This is a genomic window from Streptomyces sp. NPDC006197 (assembly GCF_040613865.1).
Taxonomy (GTDB): Bacteria; Actinomycetota; Actinomycetes; order Streptomycetales; family Streptomycetaceae; genus Streptomyces.
In genome coordinates this window covers 34,363-50,092 of record NZ_JBEXSZ010000024.1, presented here as the reverse complement: position 1 = coordinate 50,092, position 15,730 = coordinate 34,363, and the positions used below count along the sequence as shown (strand labels likewise).

The window sequence follows — 15,730 nt, the reverse complement described above, 5'->3', positions numbered from 1 at the left end:
CTCTCGAACAGTCCGACGACGTAGGCCCGGGAAATGTGAGGCGCCGGAGGCGTCGAAGGAACGAGATCCACGTCACACCGCGAAGGACCGAGGAAGCAGGGAGCGGCCGCGATCATGATCACCTCCGACGAGCCGGTGCGCGACGGGACCGAGCCGGACCTCGGCGTGGTCGTCGGCGAGCGGCGCCGACTGATCAACCTCGGCTACCGGCTGCTCGGTTCGCTGGCCGAGGCCGAGGACGCCGTACAGGAGACGTACGCCCGCTGGTACGGGATGTCGCCGCGGCAGCGGGAGGCCGTCAAGTCGCCGGAAGCCTGGCTGACGACGGTGGCCGGCCGTGTCTGTCTGGACATGCTCGGCTCGGCGCGGGCCCGCCGCGAGCGCTACGTCGGGGCGTGGATACCGGAGCCGCTGCCCGACCGCACGGAGTGGGCCGGCGGGCGGGCGGACGACGGGCGGTCCGGGCCGGCCGACCCTGCCGACCGGGTCACCCTGGACGAGTCGGTGAACATGGCGTTCCTCGTCGTACTGGAGTCGATGACGCCGGCCGAGCGCGTGGCGTTCATCCTGTACGACGTCTTCAAGTACCCCTTCGCCGAGGTCGCCGAGATCGTCGGCCGGTCGCCCGCCGCCTGCAGGCAGTTGGCGTCCTCGGCCCGTCGCCGGATACGCGCCGAGGGGAGGCCGGCCGGGCCGTCGGCCGGACAGGCCGCGCTGGTGCGGGACTTCAAGGAGGCGTGGGAGGCCAAGGACATCAAGGCCCTCGTCGGCCTCCTCGCTCCCGACGCCACGATGACGGCCGACGGCGGCGGTCTGGTCGGCGCCGCGCTGCGCCCCGTCGAGGGCAGCGCGCTCATCGCCCAGTACATCGTCCACTTCGCCGACAAGGCCCCGGGGCTCAAGCTCCTCGAACGCACGGTCAACGGGATGCCGGGCCTGGTCGCCCAGAACTCGGGCGTCACCGTGACCGTGGCGGCGTTCGACCTCGCCGACGGCCGCATCAGCCGCATCTGGGTGGTACGGAACCCGGAGAAGCTCCAGGCGTGGAGGGACGGCGCAGTGAACTGACTCGTTCGCCGAGTCACTTCGAACGCCGTCGGCGCGCCGGGAGGCTCGCCGTGCGGTACCTCCACGACGTCATCGCCCGAGGGATTGACCGCAGCGGCCGGTGGACGGAACCCCCGGCCGCTCCCCCTCACGCGGAGGGGGACAACTGCTCACGCACCCACGCGGGATCGGGGTTGACGAACGGCCGGCCCGCGACGACGACTGTCGGCACGGTCTCGTTCCCGTCGTTCGCCGCCCGCACCACCGCCGCGCCGGCCGGGTCCCGCCAGATGTCGACCCAGTACAACTGGCGGGTACGACGGCCCAGTCGGAGGCGCAGACGCAGGCAGTACCTGCAGCCGGGCCGCCAGTAGACGATCGGGCGGCCGTCGGCCGCACTGAGACGCTGCGCCTCCGAGGCTTCTGTCGTCCTCGGGAAGACCAGAGGCGAGTGAGCGACGGCGAGCAGCAGGAACACCGGTAGGAACACCGTGGCTTTCACGGGTTTCCCGTCGGAGGCCGCCCCCGCCGCGACGAGCGCACCGCAGAGCAGGAACAACACCGGCAGCATCCAAACGCGCGTCATGATGACGCAGGTTACCGATGAGCTCAGGGTGTGGCGACGAGCCGGCCCAGTCGGGGGGCGAGCCAGGGCCGACGGCCGCCGGCCCGCATCTGACCGCGGGCGATCGCCTTCCAGATCGGCAGGCGTCGGAAGGAGACCAGCAGGAACGCGGTCGGTGCCACGGTGAGCCGGCAGTCGTAGGCGCGGGGCGGGGCGTCGCGGGTGACCGTCATCGTGCCGTCGTCGACGACGATCGCCAGCCGCGGGCCGCCCTTGACCACGAGGTCGAACGCGATGCCGACACCGCGCGCCTTCGCCGTGTCCAGGGCCGCCACCATCATCGTCGGCATCGACTGGCCGAGCACGAGACGGGCCTCGTCCGGCCCGATGGGCCACGGCAGTCCGGCGCCGCGCGCGATGTCCAGACCGTGTACGAGCGTCTCGCTCAGCATCAGGCCGGTCACCGTCGCCAGCGTGAAGGGCAGGTCCTGCCCGTACCAGGGCGCGGCGACCGGGGTGTCCGGGGCGAGGCCCTCGGTGACCCGCAGGAACGTCTCGCCCCGCTCCGCGAGGAAGTCGCCGAGGTGGGCGCGTTCCTCACCGGTGACGAGGCCGATGGACGTGGCGTTCATGGCCGTGATCCGTTCGGCGAACGGCGCGTCGCCCGGCGGGAGGAGGCCGTCCCAGTCCATGGACCCGTCACCGGAGGCGACGGAGGTGTACGCGAGGTACACGGCCGCGAGGTGCGCGCCGACGTCGCCGACCGTCCACACCGGGACCCCGGAGGCCGCGTCCAGGTCGGGTACGTCGCGCAGGAGCCGAACCAGCCGGGGAACGGCGGCGGCCAGCGCGGCGCGGGTCCTCTCGTGCTCGGTGACGGGATCGAAGCTCGTGACGGTGCCCATACCACTCCCCGCCTCCGGGCCGGCCGACACCGGAAACCAGCCGTCGCCCCGGCTCGTCATGGCGCGGAGCAGTCGGGCGTCGCCGACGTCCGCCACGGCAGGTGCGTTTACGGCCACCTGTCAGGCCGCCCACAGGTGCGCGGGAACGGCCTCGGTGGAGGCGTACCGGAACCGAAGGAAACGCCTCAGGCCCAAACGCCCGGGCCGAAACCCCTCATGAGACCACCCGCCGTACGGGCCGCGCCCGTTCCGGTGGAATGGCCGAACTGTGCGTAGACCAGATAGGTGCCTGAGGCATGTAGTGGAGACGGCAACACAGCCCCTGCCATCGATGCGCTCCTAGCGAGGCCCCCGTGACGAAAGCCGTGGCGTTCCCCCAGGACCGGACCTGCCCCTACCACCCGCCCACCGCCTACCCCCGGACCGAGGAGGAGCACCCGCTGACGCGGGTCACCCTGTGGGACGGAAGGCCGGTGTGGCTCGTCACCGGACACGCGGCCGCCCGCTCGCTCCTCGCGGACCAGCGGCTGTCCACCGACTCGACCCGTGACGACTTCCCGCTGCCGACGGAACGCGCCACGGCCGTGCGCAGGCGCCGGCGCACGGCGCTGCTCGGCTGGGACGACCCCGAGCACAACGCCCAGCGGCGGCTGCTGATCCCCAGCTTCACCCTCAAGCGCGCCGAGACCCTGCGGCCCCGCATCCAGGAGACCGTGGACCGGCTCCTCGACGCGATGGAGGCACAGGGGCCGCCGACGGAGCTGGTGAGCGCGTTCGCCCTGCCCGTGCCGTCGATCGTCATCTGCGACCTGCTCGGCGTGCCGTACGCGGACCACGACTTCTTCGAGGAGCAGTCGCGGCGGCTGCTGCGCGGTCCGACGGTCGCGGACACCGAGGACGCGCTGGCCCAACTGGAGGGCTACCTCGGGGACCTGATCGACCGCAAGCGCCGGAAGCCCGGCGAGGGCGTCCTCGACGACCTGGTGGCACGCGGCTCCGGAGACGGCGGCCCCGAACGCGAGGAACTGGTGCAGCTGGCCACGATCCTGCTGGTGGCCGGCCACGAGACCACGGCGAACATGATCTCCCTGGGCACGTACACCCTGCTGCGCCACCCGGAGCGGCTGGCGGAGCTGCGGGCGGACCCCGGGCTCGTGCCGGCCGCCGTCGAGGAGCTGCTGCGGTTCCTGTCGATCGCCGACGGGCTGCTGCGGGTCGCGCGGGAGGACATCGATGTCGCCGGGACGGTGATCCGGGCGGGCGAGGGCGTGGTCTTCTCCACCTCGGTCATCAACAGGGACGCCTCCGCGTACAGCGACCCGGACACCCTCGACTGGGCCCGGTCCGCCCGCCATCACGTGGCGTTCGGTTTCGGCATCCACCAGTGCCTCGGGCAGAACCTCGCCCGCGCGGAACTGGAGATCGCGCTCGGGACGCTCCTGCGCCGACTGCCGGGGCTCCGGCTGGCCGCCCCGGCCGAGGAGATCCCGTTCAAGCCGGGCGACACGATCCAGGGGATGCTCGAACTCCCCCTCACGTGGTGAAAGGAGCGATGCGGAACATGACGGAGGAAGCGGTGCCCATGCGCGTATCGATCGACGCGGACGTCTGCATCGGCGCGGGGCAGTGCGCCCTGACCTCCCCGGACGTCTTCACCCAGGACGACGACGGATTCGGGACGGTCATCCCGGGCCGGGAGGACGGCACCGGAACACTGGTCCGCGAGGCGGCACGCGCCTGCCCGGTACAGGCGATCACCCTCCATGACCTCGCCGACGAGCCGCGTGCGTGACAGCGGCCGACGAAGGCGATGAGGAGTCGGCACCGTCACGGGCCGCCGGTGCCGACTCCTTCCGGCCGACCGCCGCGTCCACGCCGTACGACTTCCTGCCGCTGAACGCCTGCCACACCGGGCTCCCTCACGCGCTCCGGGATCAGAACGACGCACGCCCCGCAGGCCCTTGCGAGTCGGAGCCCCGGGTTGAACAGCTCGCGGCGGCGTTGTCAGTGCCTCGGGCTACGGTGCGGTCATGTCGTTCGCCCTGCCCGACGGCCTGCCTCCCGGCCGGTTCTTGTCCTGTGGCTCCACCCTTCTATGGGTCTCTGACACATTCCCCCGAGGCGTCGAAAAGTTGTGGCCGCGCCTGCTGAGCGAGCGACCAGCACACGGCTGATCCCGCTCCTGTGTCCACCCGACCCCGGAGGAGGCCGCTTCGCGTCTGTTGGCCGGGGTCGTCGAGGCGGGCCGGTTCGGGCTGGACGAGTGCCGTCTCGTTCTCGTCCCCGCCCGTCGCGGCAGCGACGCCCTGGCGTCGATCGGCTGGTCCGCGGAGGCACCGCTGCCTCTCTTCTGCGCACTCCTGCGGAGCTGGGAGGACCGGTTCGGTGCCCAGGTCGTGGCGGCCTTCGGCAGCGAGCTGCACGTGTCGGTCGCGAGACCTCCCGTCGAGGCGGAGCACGCGGCCCTGCTCGCCCTGGAGCACGTGCTCTCAACCGCGAACAACATCCTCGACGACCCGCCCACGCCCTTCCCCGAGTACGCGACGGACCTGGCGGGACGGACTTCCTGGTCCTTCTGGTGGGACTAGGAACTGCCCGGCCGATCATCCGACTGGCCGAGCCGGAGGCCATGACGCCTGTCGAATGCGGCCATCCCGCCGCACGGCAGAATGGCCGTAGGGAGATCCCATGGGTTTGTGGGACGTGTTCCCGGACCCGGAGGGGGCGGGCCACTCAGTCTCGGCGTAGCCCTCTGGCTGCAGCGGGCTCACGTACGCAGCCAAGGGCAAGGGCGGCCGTGACAGTGCCGGGGAGTACGGCCGCGTTTGTCCTGGGCCGCGTCCCGGAAGTGAATCTTGTACATAAGGTGGCGGCATGTCACTGGGTCACATACTTCTCTCGTCCGGTCGTTCGATCCGACTCACCGAGCTACAGATGTCTTCGACCTACGGGGGGATGCTGGAGGGCTACCCGTGCAAGCGCATCAACGACCTGAAGATCAGTTGGCTTCAGCGGCGGGCCGAACGCGCGTTTCCCTCCACGCCGGTTCATCTTGTTCCGCCTTCCCGCGAGTACCCGGACGAGACCGCCGGCGCCTTCGGTCCCGTTGAAGTGCTGCCTTCCGTGTTCTGCGTCGGTGCCTTCGACTCCGCGGCGCTTGACCCGGCAATGGACGGTTCCGCCCTCGTCGTCGCCTGGTTCCAGCCCCTCCCGGAGGTGCCGGCGGGCGAGGACGCTGATCTTGCGCTTCGCAGCATTCGCTGGGAGGAGCTGGCCCAGGACTACGAGCTGTAGGCGGGGCGACATCGCGATCGGTGGCGCGACGCTCGCCGCCGAGGCGGCCGCGTCGGATCTGATCGACGCATACCGGGCCGGGGCCCACCCGGTGCTGGCGTGCTGAGCAGCCATCGTCCGCCAACTCTTCAGTCCCTTGCTCCGGAGGACGATCGCCCGGGCCCGACGTGCTCGTATTCCCTGGTGGTCCATTGGGATTCCTATCGGAGACATTGGTTTCCTCATTGGATACCTATGAGTCCCCGACCTACTGTCGAGGACGTCGCCGCACTGGCGATCTCGCCGGAGGACGTCACTCGGGTCAGAGTGTCAGTGTGCGCCCCGTCCCCGGGCCCCGGTCGGGCCCGCCATCCCCTGGAGTTCCTTCATGTCGAAGATCCTTTTCGTGATGACCGGCGTCGACCACTGGACGCTGGCCGACGGCACCAAGCACCCGACCGGCTTCTGGGCCGAGGAGGTCGTCGCGCCGTACGAGGCGTTCAAGGCCGCCGGTCACGAGGTCGTCGTCGCCACGCCCGGCGGTGTCGTCCCGACCGTCGACGCGGGCAGCCTCGCCCCCGAGGTCAACGGGGGCCGGGAAGGCGCGGACAAGGTCGCCGCGGCCCTCTCCTCCATCGGGGAGATCCAGCACCCGATCAGGCTGGAGGACGCCCGTCCGGCCGATTACGACGCCGTCTTCTACCCCGGCGGCCACGGCCCCATGGAGGACCTCGCCGTGAACCCCACCTCCGGCAGGCTGCTGGTCGACACCCTGCGCTCGGGCAAGCCCCTGGGCGTCGTGTGCCACGGGCCCGCCGCGCTCCTCTCCGCCACCGACGCCGACGGCTCGAACGCCTTCGCCGGCCGCAAGGTCGCCGCCTTCACCAACGCCGAGGAGACTCAGGCGGGCCTCGCCGAGAAGGCGAAGTGGCTGCTGGAGACCCGGCTCGTCGAGGCCGGCGTGGACGTCCAGGTCGGCGAGCCGTGGGCGCCGCACGTGGTCGTCGACGGCAACCTGGTCACCGGCCAGAACCCGTCCTCCTCCGCCCCGCTCGCCGCTGAGCTGCTCAAGAAGCTGGGCTGACCCCCCACAAGCACGGACCCGGCTCGCCGCGCGCCTGCACGACCGGGCGCGCGGGTCTGGCCGAGGCGATGGGGCGCAGTTCGACCGCATCGCCGCCGAGGCCGTCGGCACCGCCCCGCCGCCGGGGTCGCCGAGGCGGACCCGGCGTGAGCGGTGACTACGGCGCCGTCGTCATCGGCGCCGGAAACGCCGGTCTGACCGCGGCCGCCCCCCTCCAGCAGGCGGGCGCACGGACCCTCCTGGTCGAGTGGCACAACGTGCCGGGCGGTTCCGGCGTGGGTGGTACGAGTTCGATGTGGCCCTGCACCAGCTCTCCGGCATCGGGGCGGAGGGCCCAGGCGTTCTCGCTGCGCGGGCTGTTCGAGCGACTCGGCATCGCCGGCGAGCTGGACTTCGTACGGGAGCACGATCTGTACCGGGCGGTGGCGCCCGGCCGGTTCGACGTGACCCTGCCGGCGGAGTGGGGTGCCGCCGCCGCCAACGCCCTGGCCGCCGACGCCCTGGAGAAGGCCGGCATCCGCCCCGAGGCGGCGTGCCGCTCCGGCGAGTGCGGCCTCTGCCGCCTCCGGGCCGTCAAGGGCGCCGTCCACGACGCCGAGGAGGCCCGGCTGCGCCTGTCGGACCCGCCGGCCTGCCACACCCGCTCCTGCGCGTGGCCTACCCGCTCACGGACGTCGAGCTCGACGTCCGACCGAGCCGGGCCGGAGAGGAGCGGGCCCCGGCAGACGTGCGGCTCGGTTCAGTCCAGGTACGCGGCCACCAGCGTGGCGAAGTCCTCCGGGGTGAGGACCTCGACGCCCAGTTCCGCGGCCTTGACGGCCTTCGAGCTCGGCTTGCCGTTCGCCGACGGCGCCGCGACCAGGTACGTGGTCCTGGAGTTCACGCCGCTGCCCGCGCGCCCGCCGGCCTTCTCGATGAGCGCGCCCATCTCGGAGCGCCCCCAGCCGTCCAGCGGGCCGGTCATCTTTCCCGTCACGACGACGGTCTTCCCGCTCAGCGGCCCGTCGACCGCGTCCTCGGTCTCCTCCGGCCTCGGCTCGATCATGCCCACGCCCGCCGCGATCAGCTTGTCGATCACCGGGGCGAGCGCGGCGACCTGCTCCACGATGACCGGCGCCTTCTCCGGGCCTATGCCCTCGACCTCCTGCAGGGCGGCGGCGTCGGCTGCCCGGATGGCCTCCATCGTGCCGAAGTACGCGGCGATGCGCCGGGACATGCTGCGGCCGGTGCCCGGCACACCGAGCGCGCAGAAAACGCGACTGAGGGGACGGGACTTGGCGAGCCGGATCTGCTCGGCCAGCTTTGCGCCCCGCTTGGCACTGCCGGAGGCGGCGGTGAGCTGCTCCTCGGTGAGGGTGAACAGGTCGGCGACGTCACCGACGACACCGGCGGCGATCAGCGCGTCGACGTACTTCCTGCCGAGACCGTCGATGTCGAGGATGTCGCGCCCGGCGGCGTACTCGATCAGCGGCGCGAGCGCGCAGGCCGTGCCCTTCGCGCAGCGCCACCGCTCCTGGCTCTTGTCGATCTCCCCGCCGCAGTGGGGGCACGCCCCGGGCAGCGGCACCGGAACGGCGCCGTCCGGGCGGAGCTCGACGACGGCTGCCTGGACGCGCGGGATGATGTCGCCGGCCTTGTGGACGGTCACGGTGTCCCCGATGTGGAGGTCCCGCCGCAGGATGTCGGCGGGGTTGTGCAGGGTGGCGCGGGTGACGGTGGAGCCGTCGAGTTCCACGGCGGCGAGCACGGCCGTCGGGGCGAGCACACCCGTACGGCCCACTTCCCAGAACACGTCCTGAAGGACGGTCTGGCGTTCGACGGCCGGAAGCTTGTAGGCGATCGCCCAGTACGGGAAACGGCTGCCGAAGCCCGCCGTCGCCTGCTCGGCTGCACTGTCGGCCTTGATGACGACGCCGTCGATGCCGAACGGCAGGCTCGCGCGCATCGAGGCGATCGCGTCGACCCTCCGCTGGGCCTCGGCGAGGAAGGCGACCACGTGCAGTCCGGCCGGGGTCGCCGCCGTCGTCTGCACCCCGGCTTCCGCCACCGCGGCCAGGGTCTCGGCGTGACCGGCCCCGGCGGGCAGGAACGCCCGGCCGTCGAGGTCGACGGCGCCGTACGCCCAGAAGGTCATGGCCAGGCGGTAGGGCCGGTCCTTCGCCCGCAGCGTGCCGGCGGCTCCGTTGCGCGGATTGGCGAAGACGTCTGCGCCGTGCGCGATCCGTATCTCGTTGGCCGCCTCGAACTGCTCCTGCGTGAAGAGGACTTCGCCGCGCGCCTCGAAGGTGGCGGGGACGGGCAGCTGCTCGGGGAGGCCCACGATCGTCCCGATGACGTGGCTGACGTCCTCGCCCCGCGCGCCGTCGCCGCGGGTGATGATCTGCACCAGGCGTCCGTCACGGTATCGGGCGGCGACGGCCGCACCGTCCATCTTCGGCTCGACGGTGAACCCTCCCGCCGGCTCGTGCCCGAGCCTCCGCCGGAGCGAGGCGCCCCAGGCGACGAGCCCCTCGGGCGCGAAGACGTTGTCGAGGCTGAGCAGTCGCGTGGTGTGCGCGACGTCGCCGGCCGGGGCGGCGCCGTCGGCGACCTGGTCGGCGGGCGAGTCCGGTGCGACGTCCCCGGGGTGCTCCGCCTCCCAGGCCTTCACGTCGAGCCGCAGCCGGTCGTACGCGGCGTCGTCCATGACGCTGTAGCCCGCGCCGAAGTACGTGCGGGACGCGTCGCGCAGTCGCTCGATGGCGGCCTCGTACGCAGCACGGCTGGACAGGCTGAAGTGCGCCTCAACGGCGGGCGTTGTCGTCATGCCCACCATCCTGTCGCAGGGGTCTGACAGTGAGGATGGAGGCGGCATCACTCGGGGGTCTGACTCCGGGTCTGGCCGTGGAAGCCATCCGCGCGTTGCGTGTGGTCCGCAAGAGCGCCGTCAAGGCCCGGACACAGGCCCTCAACCAGCTCCGCACTCTCATGGTCACCGCTCCCTCCGCGCTGCGCGACAAGCTCCGGGGACTGCCCACCGGCCTGCTGATCGACACCCTCGCCCGGACCCGGCCGGCTGGTGACCTCGCGGACCCGGCCTGCGCGGTCAAGACCGCACTGCGCCGTCTGGCCCGGCGCTACCGGGCCCTCCAGCAGGAGATCAAAGAGGCCGACGCGGCCCTCGCTCCCTCGTGAGGCGAGCCGCTCCCAGCCTCGTCGCGCTGCCGGGGGTCGGCACCGAGACGGCCGGCCAGCTGCTGATCACCGCGGGAGACAACCCCGACCGGCTCAGATCCGAATCGTCCTTCGCGCACCTGTGCGCCGCGGCCCCGGTCCCGGCCTCGTCCGGCCGCACCAACCGCCATCGCATCAACCGCGGCGGAGACCGGCACGCCAACAGCGCCCTCTACACCATCGTCCTGGTCCGCATGCCACACGATCAGCGGACCCGGGACTCCGTCGCCAGACGCACCGCCGAAGGCATGACCACCAAAGACATCATCAGATGCCTCAAGAGGTTCGTCGCCCCCGAGGTCCACAGACACATCACAGCCCCGAGCCGCGTCAACCAGGTGCCGCCCGCGGGCTTCCCGTCTCAACCACAGGCAAGGAACGCGTGCAGCGCTGAGCCGTCGGCTTTACCAGTCGATCCATCCGTCCTTGCCGACGATGGGCCGGGCTACTGCGGTCAGTCGCTCGGGCCGGTCGTGATGTTCCATCGCTTCAGAGATCTCGTGGAGCCAGGCACCCAGGCTTGGCCAGCCCAAAAAGCACGCGGTGTCGGCGTGCGGGGCGTTACCCAGATGACCCCGCCACATGCCCTGGCCGGCATCGATGAACGAGTCGTCCCCGTCCCGACCGGCGAAGGGAATCCAGTGTTCCCGCCACCACGGCGTTTCCTCCTCGTCAGGGTCCTCGGTGTCGTCCCAGACCTCCATGCGCATCTGCCGGACCTCGGCGATCCGCTCGGTGGAGTACAGCGGACCGCATGGAAGGACCTTGAGATACGAGGTGTCGCCGTCGTGGCAGAGCAGCGAGGCACGCAGATCGTCGGGCAGCCGTAGGTTCATCCGCGACTCCAGGGCGTCGATCGCACCTGTCGTCGCCGGCGGCCGCAGGTCCGCCAGCCGGGCGGGTGCATGCCGGGCCAGCCATGCGTCGATACGCCGCCATGAAGCAGATACAGGAGGAACGGCCGGCGAAATACCGATCCGAGGAGGCTCAATCACAGGCTGAAGCATGCCACCGCGATGCAAACGGGCCGCAGCTGACCAGCTTGACGATCTATAGGAGCTTCAAGGCTCCCGTAAGCCGCTCGGCGCCTACCGGGCGTTCGTGCGGTGCGGGGTGGTGGGCCGGGATGTCGCCCCACCGCGGTATCCAGTCGGCCGACGGCTCCCCTGCGTGGCGGTCCGGCCGACGTCATCCGGACGGAGACGGGAGGTTTCCCGGCGTCCGGGACGACGGGCAGGCATGCTCGGTGGAGAACAGGGAGGGGGACGTGCGTGTCCGACGAGGTGACGTCGTGGTTGGCCCGGGCGGCCCTGCCGTTGGCCTGCCTCACCGCCGGCGCGCCCACCACCGATCTCCAGCCGCTGAAGGGTGTCCTCGACGGCGTGAGGGTCGTCGGTCTGGGGGAAGCGACGCACGGGACACGGGAGTTCTTCCAGCTCAAGCACCGTCTCCTGGAGTTCCTGGTGACCGAGCTGGGGTTCTCGGTCCTGGCCATGGAGGCGAGCGCGTCGGCCGCGCCGGCCGTCGACGCGTACGTCCGCCACGGCGGCGCCGTGCCGTCCCTGGGACGGCACCTTCACTCCCGGTACGGCGACGCCTATTACGCGCTGGGGCTGCTGTTCGGTCGCGGCGCGTTCCGCGCGCGGCGGATGCGGCTCCGTTCTCGGGCCCGTCCGCGAGCCGGCGCCGTCGTCACCCATCGGATCGGGCCGCCCCGCGCCGGCACCGTGGAGGCTCGGCTCGCCGCCGCCCGTCCAGGCGATCACCTCGTGGATCTGCGGAGCGCGGCCGATGCGCCGGCAGCCGTCCGGGAGTGGCTCGACGGCAGTGGCTTCTCTCGCGGCTTCGGGGCCATGGTGCCTCGTTGGACCTACCGCTTCCAGCAGAGACCGCTTTCCCCGGCCGCCGAGTTCGACGGCCTGGTCTACATCGCGGAGTCGTCCGCCTCCCGGCCCCTCTCCCTCTGAAACGGACCGCGGGGGAGAGAATCCTTCTGTCGGGCCGGCAGTTGTGGAAGGGGAGTCACGGAGTGCGTGTGGTGTTGTCGACGTACGGGGCGCGCGGGAGTGTCGAGCCGATGGCGGGGCTCGCGGTGGCGTTGCGGGAGCTCGGTGCGGAGGTGCGGGTGTGCGCGCCGCCGGACGAGGAGTTCGCGGAGCGGCTCGCCGAAGCCGGACTGTCCGTGGTGCCGACCGGTCGGCCGGTGCGTCCGCTGGTGACGACGGTCGCACCGGGGTCGGCGGTGGGACTGGCCCAGCGCGCCGCCGAGTTGATGGCCGCTCAGTTCGAGACGGTCGCCGCGGTGGCCGAGGGCGGTGACGTGCTGGTGGCGACCGGTCCGCTGCCGGTCACGGCCGGTGCGCGGTCGGTGGCCGAGAAGCTGGGCATCCGCTACGTACACGCCTGCCATCAGCCGGTCGTCCTTCCGTCTCCGTACCGCCGGCCGCCCGCGCGGCGGGGCCGGCCGCTGCCGCGGGAGGTGACGGACAACCGGGTGCTGTGGGACCTGGACGCCCGCGTCGCGAACGAGATGTTCGGGGAGCTGCTCGACGCCCAACGGGCCGCGGCCGGCCTGGCGCCGGTGGACGACGTCCGTGACTACGCCTTCACCGACCACCCGTGGCTGGCCACGGACCCCGTCCTGGATCCCTGGCGGCCGACGGACCTGGACGTGGTGCAGACCGGCGCGTGGATCCTCCCCGACGAACGCCCGCTTCCCGCCGACCTCGTGGAGTTCCTGGACGCCGGTGCTCCGCCGGTGTACGTGGGCTTCGGCAGCACGACCATGGGCGCCGCCACGGACATCGCCCGGGTGGCGATCGAGGCGGTCCGCGCGCGGGGCCGCCGCGCGGTCGTCGCCAGGGGCTGGGCCGGTCTGTCCCTCGTCGACGACCGCGACGACTGCTTCGTCGTCGGGGAGGTCAACCACCAGGCGCTTTTCCGCCGGGTCGCCGCCGTCGTGCACCACGGCAGTTCGGGCACCACGACGACCGTCACGCGGGCGGGCGCGCCCCAGGTCGTCGTGCCCCAGGGCGCCGACCAGCCGTACTGGGCGGGCCGCGTGTCCGACCTGGGCATCGGGGTCGCGCACGACGGCGCGAGCCCGTCCGTCGAGTCCCTGTCTGCGGCGCTGGAGACGGCCCTCGCGCCCGGGACCCTCGCCCGCGCGGAGGCGGTGGCGGGTACGGTCCGCTCCGACGGGGCGACGGTGGCCGCGAAGCTGCTGTTCGACGCGGTCGGCTGAGCTGAGGAGAGGGCCGTGTACGCCGGCCGGGAACGGGTTCCGGTCGGCGTGTCGGGAACGGGCCCCGGTCGGCGTGTCGGGAGCGGTGAGCTCGTGTCGGCTCGGGTGCCGGGCGAAGAACTCCGGCGAACTCCCCCTTCGAACGGTGGCACGTCCCCGTACCGGCCCGGTCCGTCAAGGACGGTTCCGGGCCGAGAACGCGCCACACGCCGGCCCCCGTGCGGTCGGGGCCGGCGTGTGACCGGGCCTGTCCCCACCGCGTGCGGCGGGGTCGGCGGTTCGGCTCGTCGTCAGCGCGTGGCGAGGAGCTGCAGGGTGTCGATCACGCGGTTCGAGAAGCCCCACTCGTTGTCGTACCAGGCGACGACCTTGATGTGACGTCCCTCGACGCGGGTGAGGGCCGAGTCGAAGATCGACGAGTGCGGGTTGCCCACGATGTCGGCGGAGACCAGCGGGTCGTCCGAGTACTCGAGGACACCGGCCAGCGGGCCCTCGGCCGCGGCGCGGTAGGCCTCCAGGACCTCCTCGCGGGTCACGTCGCGGGAGACGGTCGTGTTGAGCTCGACGATCGAGCCCACCGGGACCGGCACGCGGATCGAGTCGCCGGACAGCTTGCCGTCCAGCTTCGGCAGCACGAGGCCGATGGCCTTCGCGGCGCCCGTGGAGGTCGGCACGATGTTGACGCCGGCGGCGCGGGCGCGGCGCGGGTCGCGGTGCGGGCCGTCCTGCAGGTTCTGCTCCTGCGTGTAGGCGTGAACCGTCGTCATGAAGCCGTGCTCGATGCCGGCGAGGTCGTCGAGGACCTTCGCGAGGGGCGCGAGCGCGTTCGTCGTGCAGGAGGCGTTCGAGACGATCGTGTGCAGATCGGCGTCGTACGCGTCGGTGTTCACGCCGTAGGCGAGGGTGACGTCGGCGCCGTCCGCGGGCGCGCTGACGAGCACCTTCTTGGCGCCGGCGTCGAGGTGTGCGCGGGCGGCCTTGGCCGAGGTGAAGCGGCCGGTGGACTCCAGGACGATGTCGACGCCGAGTTCGGCCCACGGCAGCTGCGCCGGCTCGCGCTCGGCGAGCACCTTGATGCGGCGGCCGTCGACGACGAGGGTGTCCCCGTCGACGGTGACCGGACGGCCCAGACGGCCCGAGGTCGAGTCGAAGGCGAGGAGCCGCGCAAGGGCCGTGGGCTCCGTGAGGTCGTTGATGGCGACGACCTCGAGGTCGCTGTCACGCTCGAGGAGCGCGCGCAGCACGTTGCGTCCGATGCGGCCGAAACCATTGATGGCGATACGAGTCATGAGCGGTGTCCCTTCCGATTCGCCACCCAGGTTCGCGCGGAATGATCGCTCCGACCAGCGGCGTGATCGCCACGGTCCGCAAGTATCGCGCCAAGGGGCCGGCGGGCCGGCTACTCCCCCTGCGCGAAGGTGCGCCGGTACTCGGTCGGTGTGGTGCCGAGGATGCGCTGGAAGTGCAGACGGAGATTGGCCCCGGTGCCCAGGCCGACGTCGGCGGCGATCTGCTCGACGCCCCGCTCGGATCGTTCGAGCAGTTCACGGGCCATGTCGATGCGGGCGCGCATGACCCACTGCATCGGCGTGTAGCCGGTGTCCTCGACGAACCGGCGGGAGAACGTGCGCGGCGACACCGCCGCGTTCCGGGCGAGTATCTCCAGGGTGAGGGGTTCGCCGAGCCGGTGCAGCGCCCATTCGCGGGTGGCGGCGAACCGCTCGCCGAGCGGCTCCGGCACGCTGCGGGGCACGTACTGCGCCTGTCCGCCGCTGCGGTACGGGGCGGCCACGAGCCGCCGGGCGGCGTGGTTCGAGGCGCCCACGCCGAGGTCCCCGCGCAGGATGTGGAGGCACAGGTCGATGCCGGAGGCGGCGCCGGCGGAGGTGAGCATGCTGCCCTCGTCGACGAAGAGGACGTTCTCGTCGACGTGGATCAGCGGCCGCTTGGCCGCGAGCGCCCGCGCGTAGTGCCAGTGCGTCGTGGCCCGTTTGCCGTCGAGGAGGCCGGTGGCGGCGAGGGCGAAGGCTCCCGTCGAGATGGCGGCGAGCCGCGCCCCGCGCGCGTGGGCGGCGATCAGCGCGTCGACGACGGCCTGCGGCGGGTCCTCGCGGTCCGGGTGGCGGTAGCCGGGGACGAAGACGATGTCGGCCCACGCGAGCGCTTCCAGGCCGTGGGCGACCTGGTACGACAGGCCGTCGCCACCGGCCACGACGCCGGGCTCCGCGCCGCAGACCCGTACCTCGTACGGCATGCTCGCACGGGTCGTGAACACCTGCGCGGGGATTCCGACGTCGAGGGGTTTCGCGCCTTCGAGTACGAGGACGGCGACGCGGTGGAGACGTGAAGCAGACACGTCCACGAGGGTACGCGTACGCGTGTCCTCGCTGGTCAGCGGC

General features: G+C 72.0%; 15 protein-coding genes and 3 pseudogenes. 12 read left to right on the top strand and 6 right to left on the bottom strand.

The window, feature by feature from the left end; all coding sequences use genetic code 11:
- Positions 1-114: 114 nt before the first annotated feature.
- On the top strand, positions 115-1,068 hold the full coding sequence (gene sigJ, locus ABZ318_RS10675; protein ID WP_356902113.1) for an RNA polymerase sigma factor SigJ: 954 nt from the start codon (positions 115-117) through the stop codon (positions 1,066-1,068).
- 127 nt (positions 1,069-1,195) lie between these two features.
- Here sigJ and ABZ318_RS10670 read toward each other — a convergent pair whose 3' ends face one another.
- Entirely contained in the window at positions 1,196-1,633 is a 438-nt protein-coding gene (locus ABZ318_RS10670; RefSeq protein ID WP_356902112.1) for a glutaredoxin domain-containing protein, read from the bottom strand.
- 23 nt (positions 1,634-1,656) lie between these two features.
- Entirely contained in the window at positions 1,657-2,613 is a 957-nt protein-coding gene (locus ABZ318_RS10665; protein ID WP_356902111.1) for a maleylpyruvate isomerase N-terminal domain-containing protein, read from the bottom strand.
- A gap of 257 nt (positions 2,614-2,870) precedes the next feature.
- On the opposite strand from ABZ318_RS10665, the gene ABZ318_RS10660 reads away from it, so the two are divergent.
- The 7 genes and pseudogenes from ABZ318_RS10660 to ABZ318_RS10630 form a co-directional block, all read left to right on the top strand.
- Positions 2,871-4,061, top strand: a complete 1,191-nt coding sequence (locus ABZ318_RS10660; protein WP_356902110.1) for a cytochrome P450 — start codon at positions 2,871-2,873, stop codon at positions 4,059-4,061.
- 38 nt (positions 4,062-4,099) lie between these two features.
- Positions 4,100-4,309 (top strand): ferredoxin, encoded by a 210-nt coding sequence (locus tag ABZ318_RS10655; protein ID WP_356902135.1) that lies wholly within the window; start codon positions 4,100-4,102, stop codon positions 4,307-4,309.
- Between the two features lie 430 nt (positions 4,310-4,739).
- A complete protein-coding gene (locus ABZ318_RS10650; protein WP_356902109.1) occupies positions 4,740-5,105 on the top strand; it encodes a DUF4253 domain-containing protein in 366 nt (121 codons plus the stop codon).
- A gap of 286 nt (positions 5,106-5,391) precedes the next feature.
- Positions 5,392-5,811 (top strand): hypothetical protein, encoded by a 420-nt coding sequence (locus ABZ318_RS10645; RefSeq protein WP_356902108.1) that lies wholly within the window; start codon positions 5,392-5,394, stop codon positions 5,809-5,811.
- A gap of 4 nt (positions 5,812-5,815) precedes the next feature.
- Positions 5,816-5,908: pseudogene (locus ABZ318_RS10640) on the top strand (dihydrofolate reductase); the annotation flags it as partial.
- Between the two features lie 270 nt (positions 5,909-6,178).
- Positions 6,179-6,874: a type 1 glutamine amidotransferase domain-containing protein gene (locus ABZ318_RS10635; RefSeq protein WP_356902107.1), complete on the top strand. Its 696-nt coding sequence runs from the start codon at positions 6,179-6,181 to the stop codon at positions 6,872-6,874.
- 68 nt (positions 6,875-6,942) lie between these two features.
- A pseudogene (locus ABZ318_RS10630) lies at positions 6,943-7,458 on the top strand (FAD-dependent oxidoreductase); the annotation flags it as partial.
- A 155-nt stretch (positions 7,459-7,613) separates the two neighbouring features.
- Here ABZ318_RS10630 and ligA read toward each other — a convergent pair.
- Positions 7,614-9,680: an NAD-dependent DNA ligase LigA gene (gene ligA, locus ABZ318_RS10625; protein ID WP_356902106.1), complete on the bottom strand. Its 2,067-nt coding sequence runs from the start codon at positions 9,678-9,680 to the stop codon at positions 7,614-7,616.
- A 77-nt stretch (positions 9,681-9,757) separates the two neighbouring features.
- On the opposite strand from ligA, the gene ABZ318_RS10620 reads away from it, so the two are divergent.
- Positions 9,758-10,048 carry a hypothetical protein gene (locus ABZ318_RS10620; protein WP_356902105.1) on the top strand — a complete coding sequence of 97 codons (291 nt, stop codon included), beginning with the start codon at positions 9,758-9,760 and terminating at the stop codon, positions 10,046-10,048.
- Positions 10,045-10,248, top strand: a pseudogene (locus ABZ318_RS10615) (transposase); the annotation flags it as partial. The gene ABZ318_RS10620 and the pseudogene ABZ318_RS10615, both read left to right, overlap by 4 nt.
- 243 nt (positions 10,249-10,491) lie before the next feature.
- Here ABZ318_RS10615 and ABZ318_RS10610 read toward each other — a convergent pair.
- Positions 10,492-11,094 carry an SMI1/KNR4 family protein gene (locus tag ABZ318_RS10610; protein WP_356902104.1) on the bottom strand — a complete coding sequence of 201 codons (603 nt, stop codon included), beginning with the start codon at positions 11,092-11,094 and terminating at the stop codon, positions 10,492-10,494.
- A gap of 264 nt (positions 11,095-11,358) precedes the next feature.
- Between ABZ318_RS10610 and ABZ318_RS10605 the strand changes: the two genes are divergently transcribed.
- Positions 11,359-12,054: an erythromycin esterase family protein gene (locus tag ABZ318_RS10605; protein ID WP_356902103.1), complete on the top strand. Its 696-nt coding sequence runs from the start codon at positions 11,359-11,361 to the stop codon at positions 12,052-12,054.
- Positions 12,055-12,122: 68 nt separating this feature from the next.
- Entirely contained in the window at positions 12,123-13,331 is a 1,209-nt protein-coding gene (locus ABZ318_RS10600; RefSeq protein ID WP_356902102.1) for a glycosyltransferase, read from the top strand.
- A gap of 290 nt (positions 13,332-13,621) precedes the next feature.
- On the opposite strand, the gene gap is transcribed toward ABZ318_RS10600, so the two are convergent.
- The gene (gene gap, locus ABZ318_RS10595; RefSeq protein WP_356902101.1) at positions 13,622-14,620 is read right to left on the bottom strand and encodes a type I glyceraldehyde-3-phosphate dehydrogenase; all 999 of its coding nucleotides are present in this window, start codon (positions 14,618-14,620) and stop codon (positions 13,622-13,624) included.
- A 110-nt stretch (positions 14,621-14,730) separates the two neighbouring features.
- Entirely contained in the window at positions 14,731-15,687 is a 957-nt protein-coding gene (locus ABZ318_RS10590) for a helix-turn-helix domain-containing protein (protein WP_356902100.1), read from the bottom strand.
- Positions 15,688-15,730 lie beyond the last annotated feature (43 nt).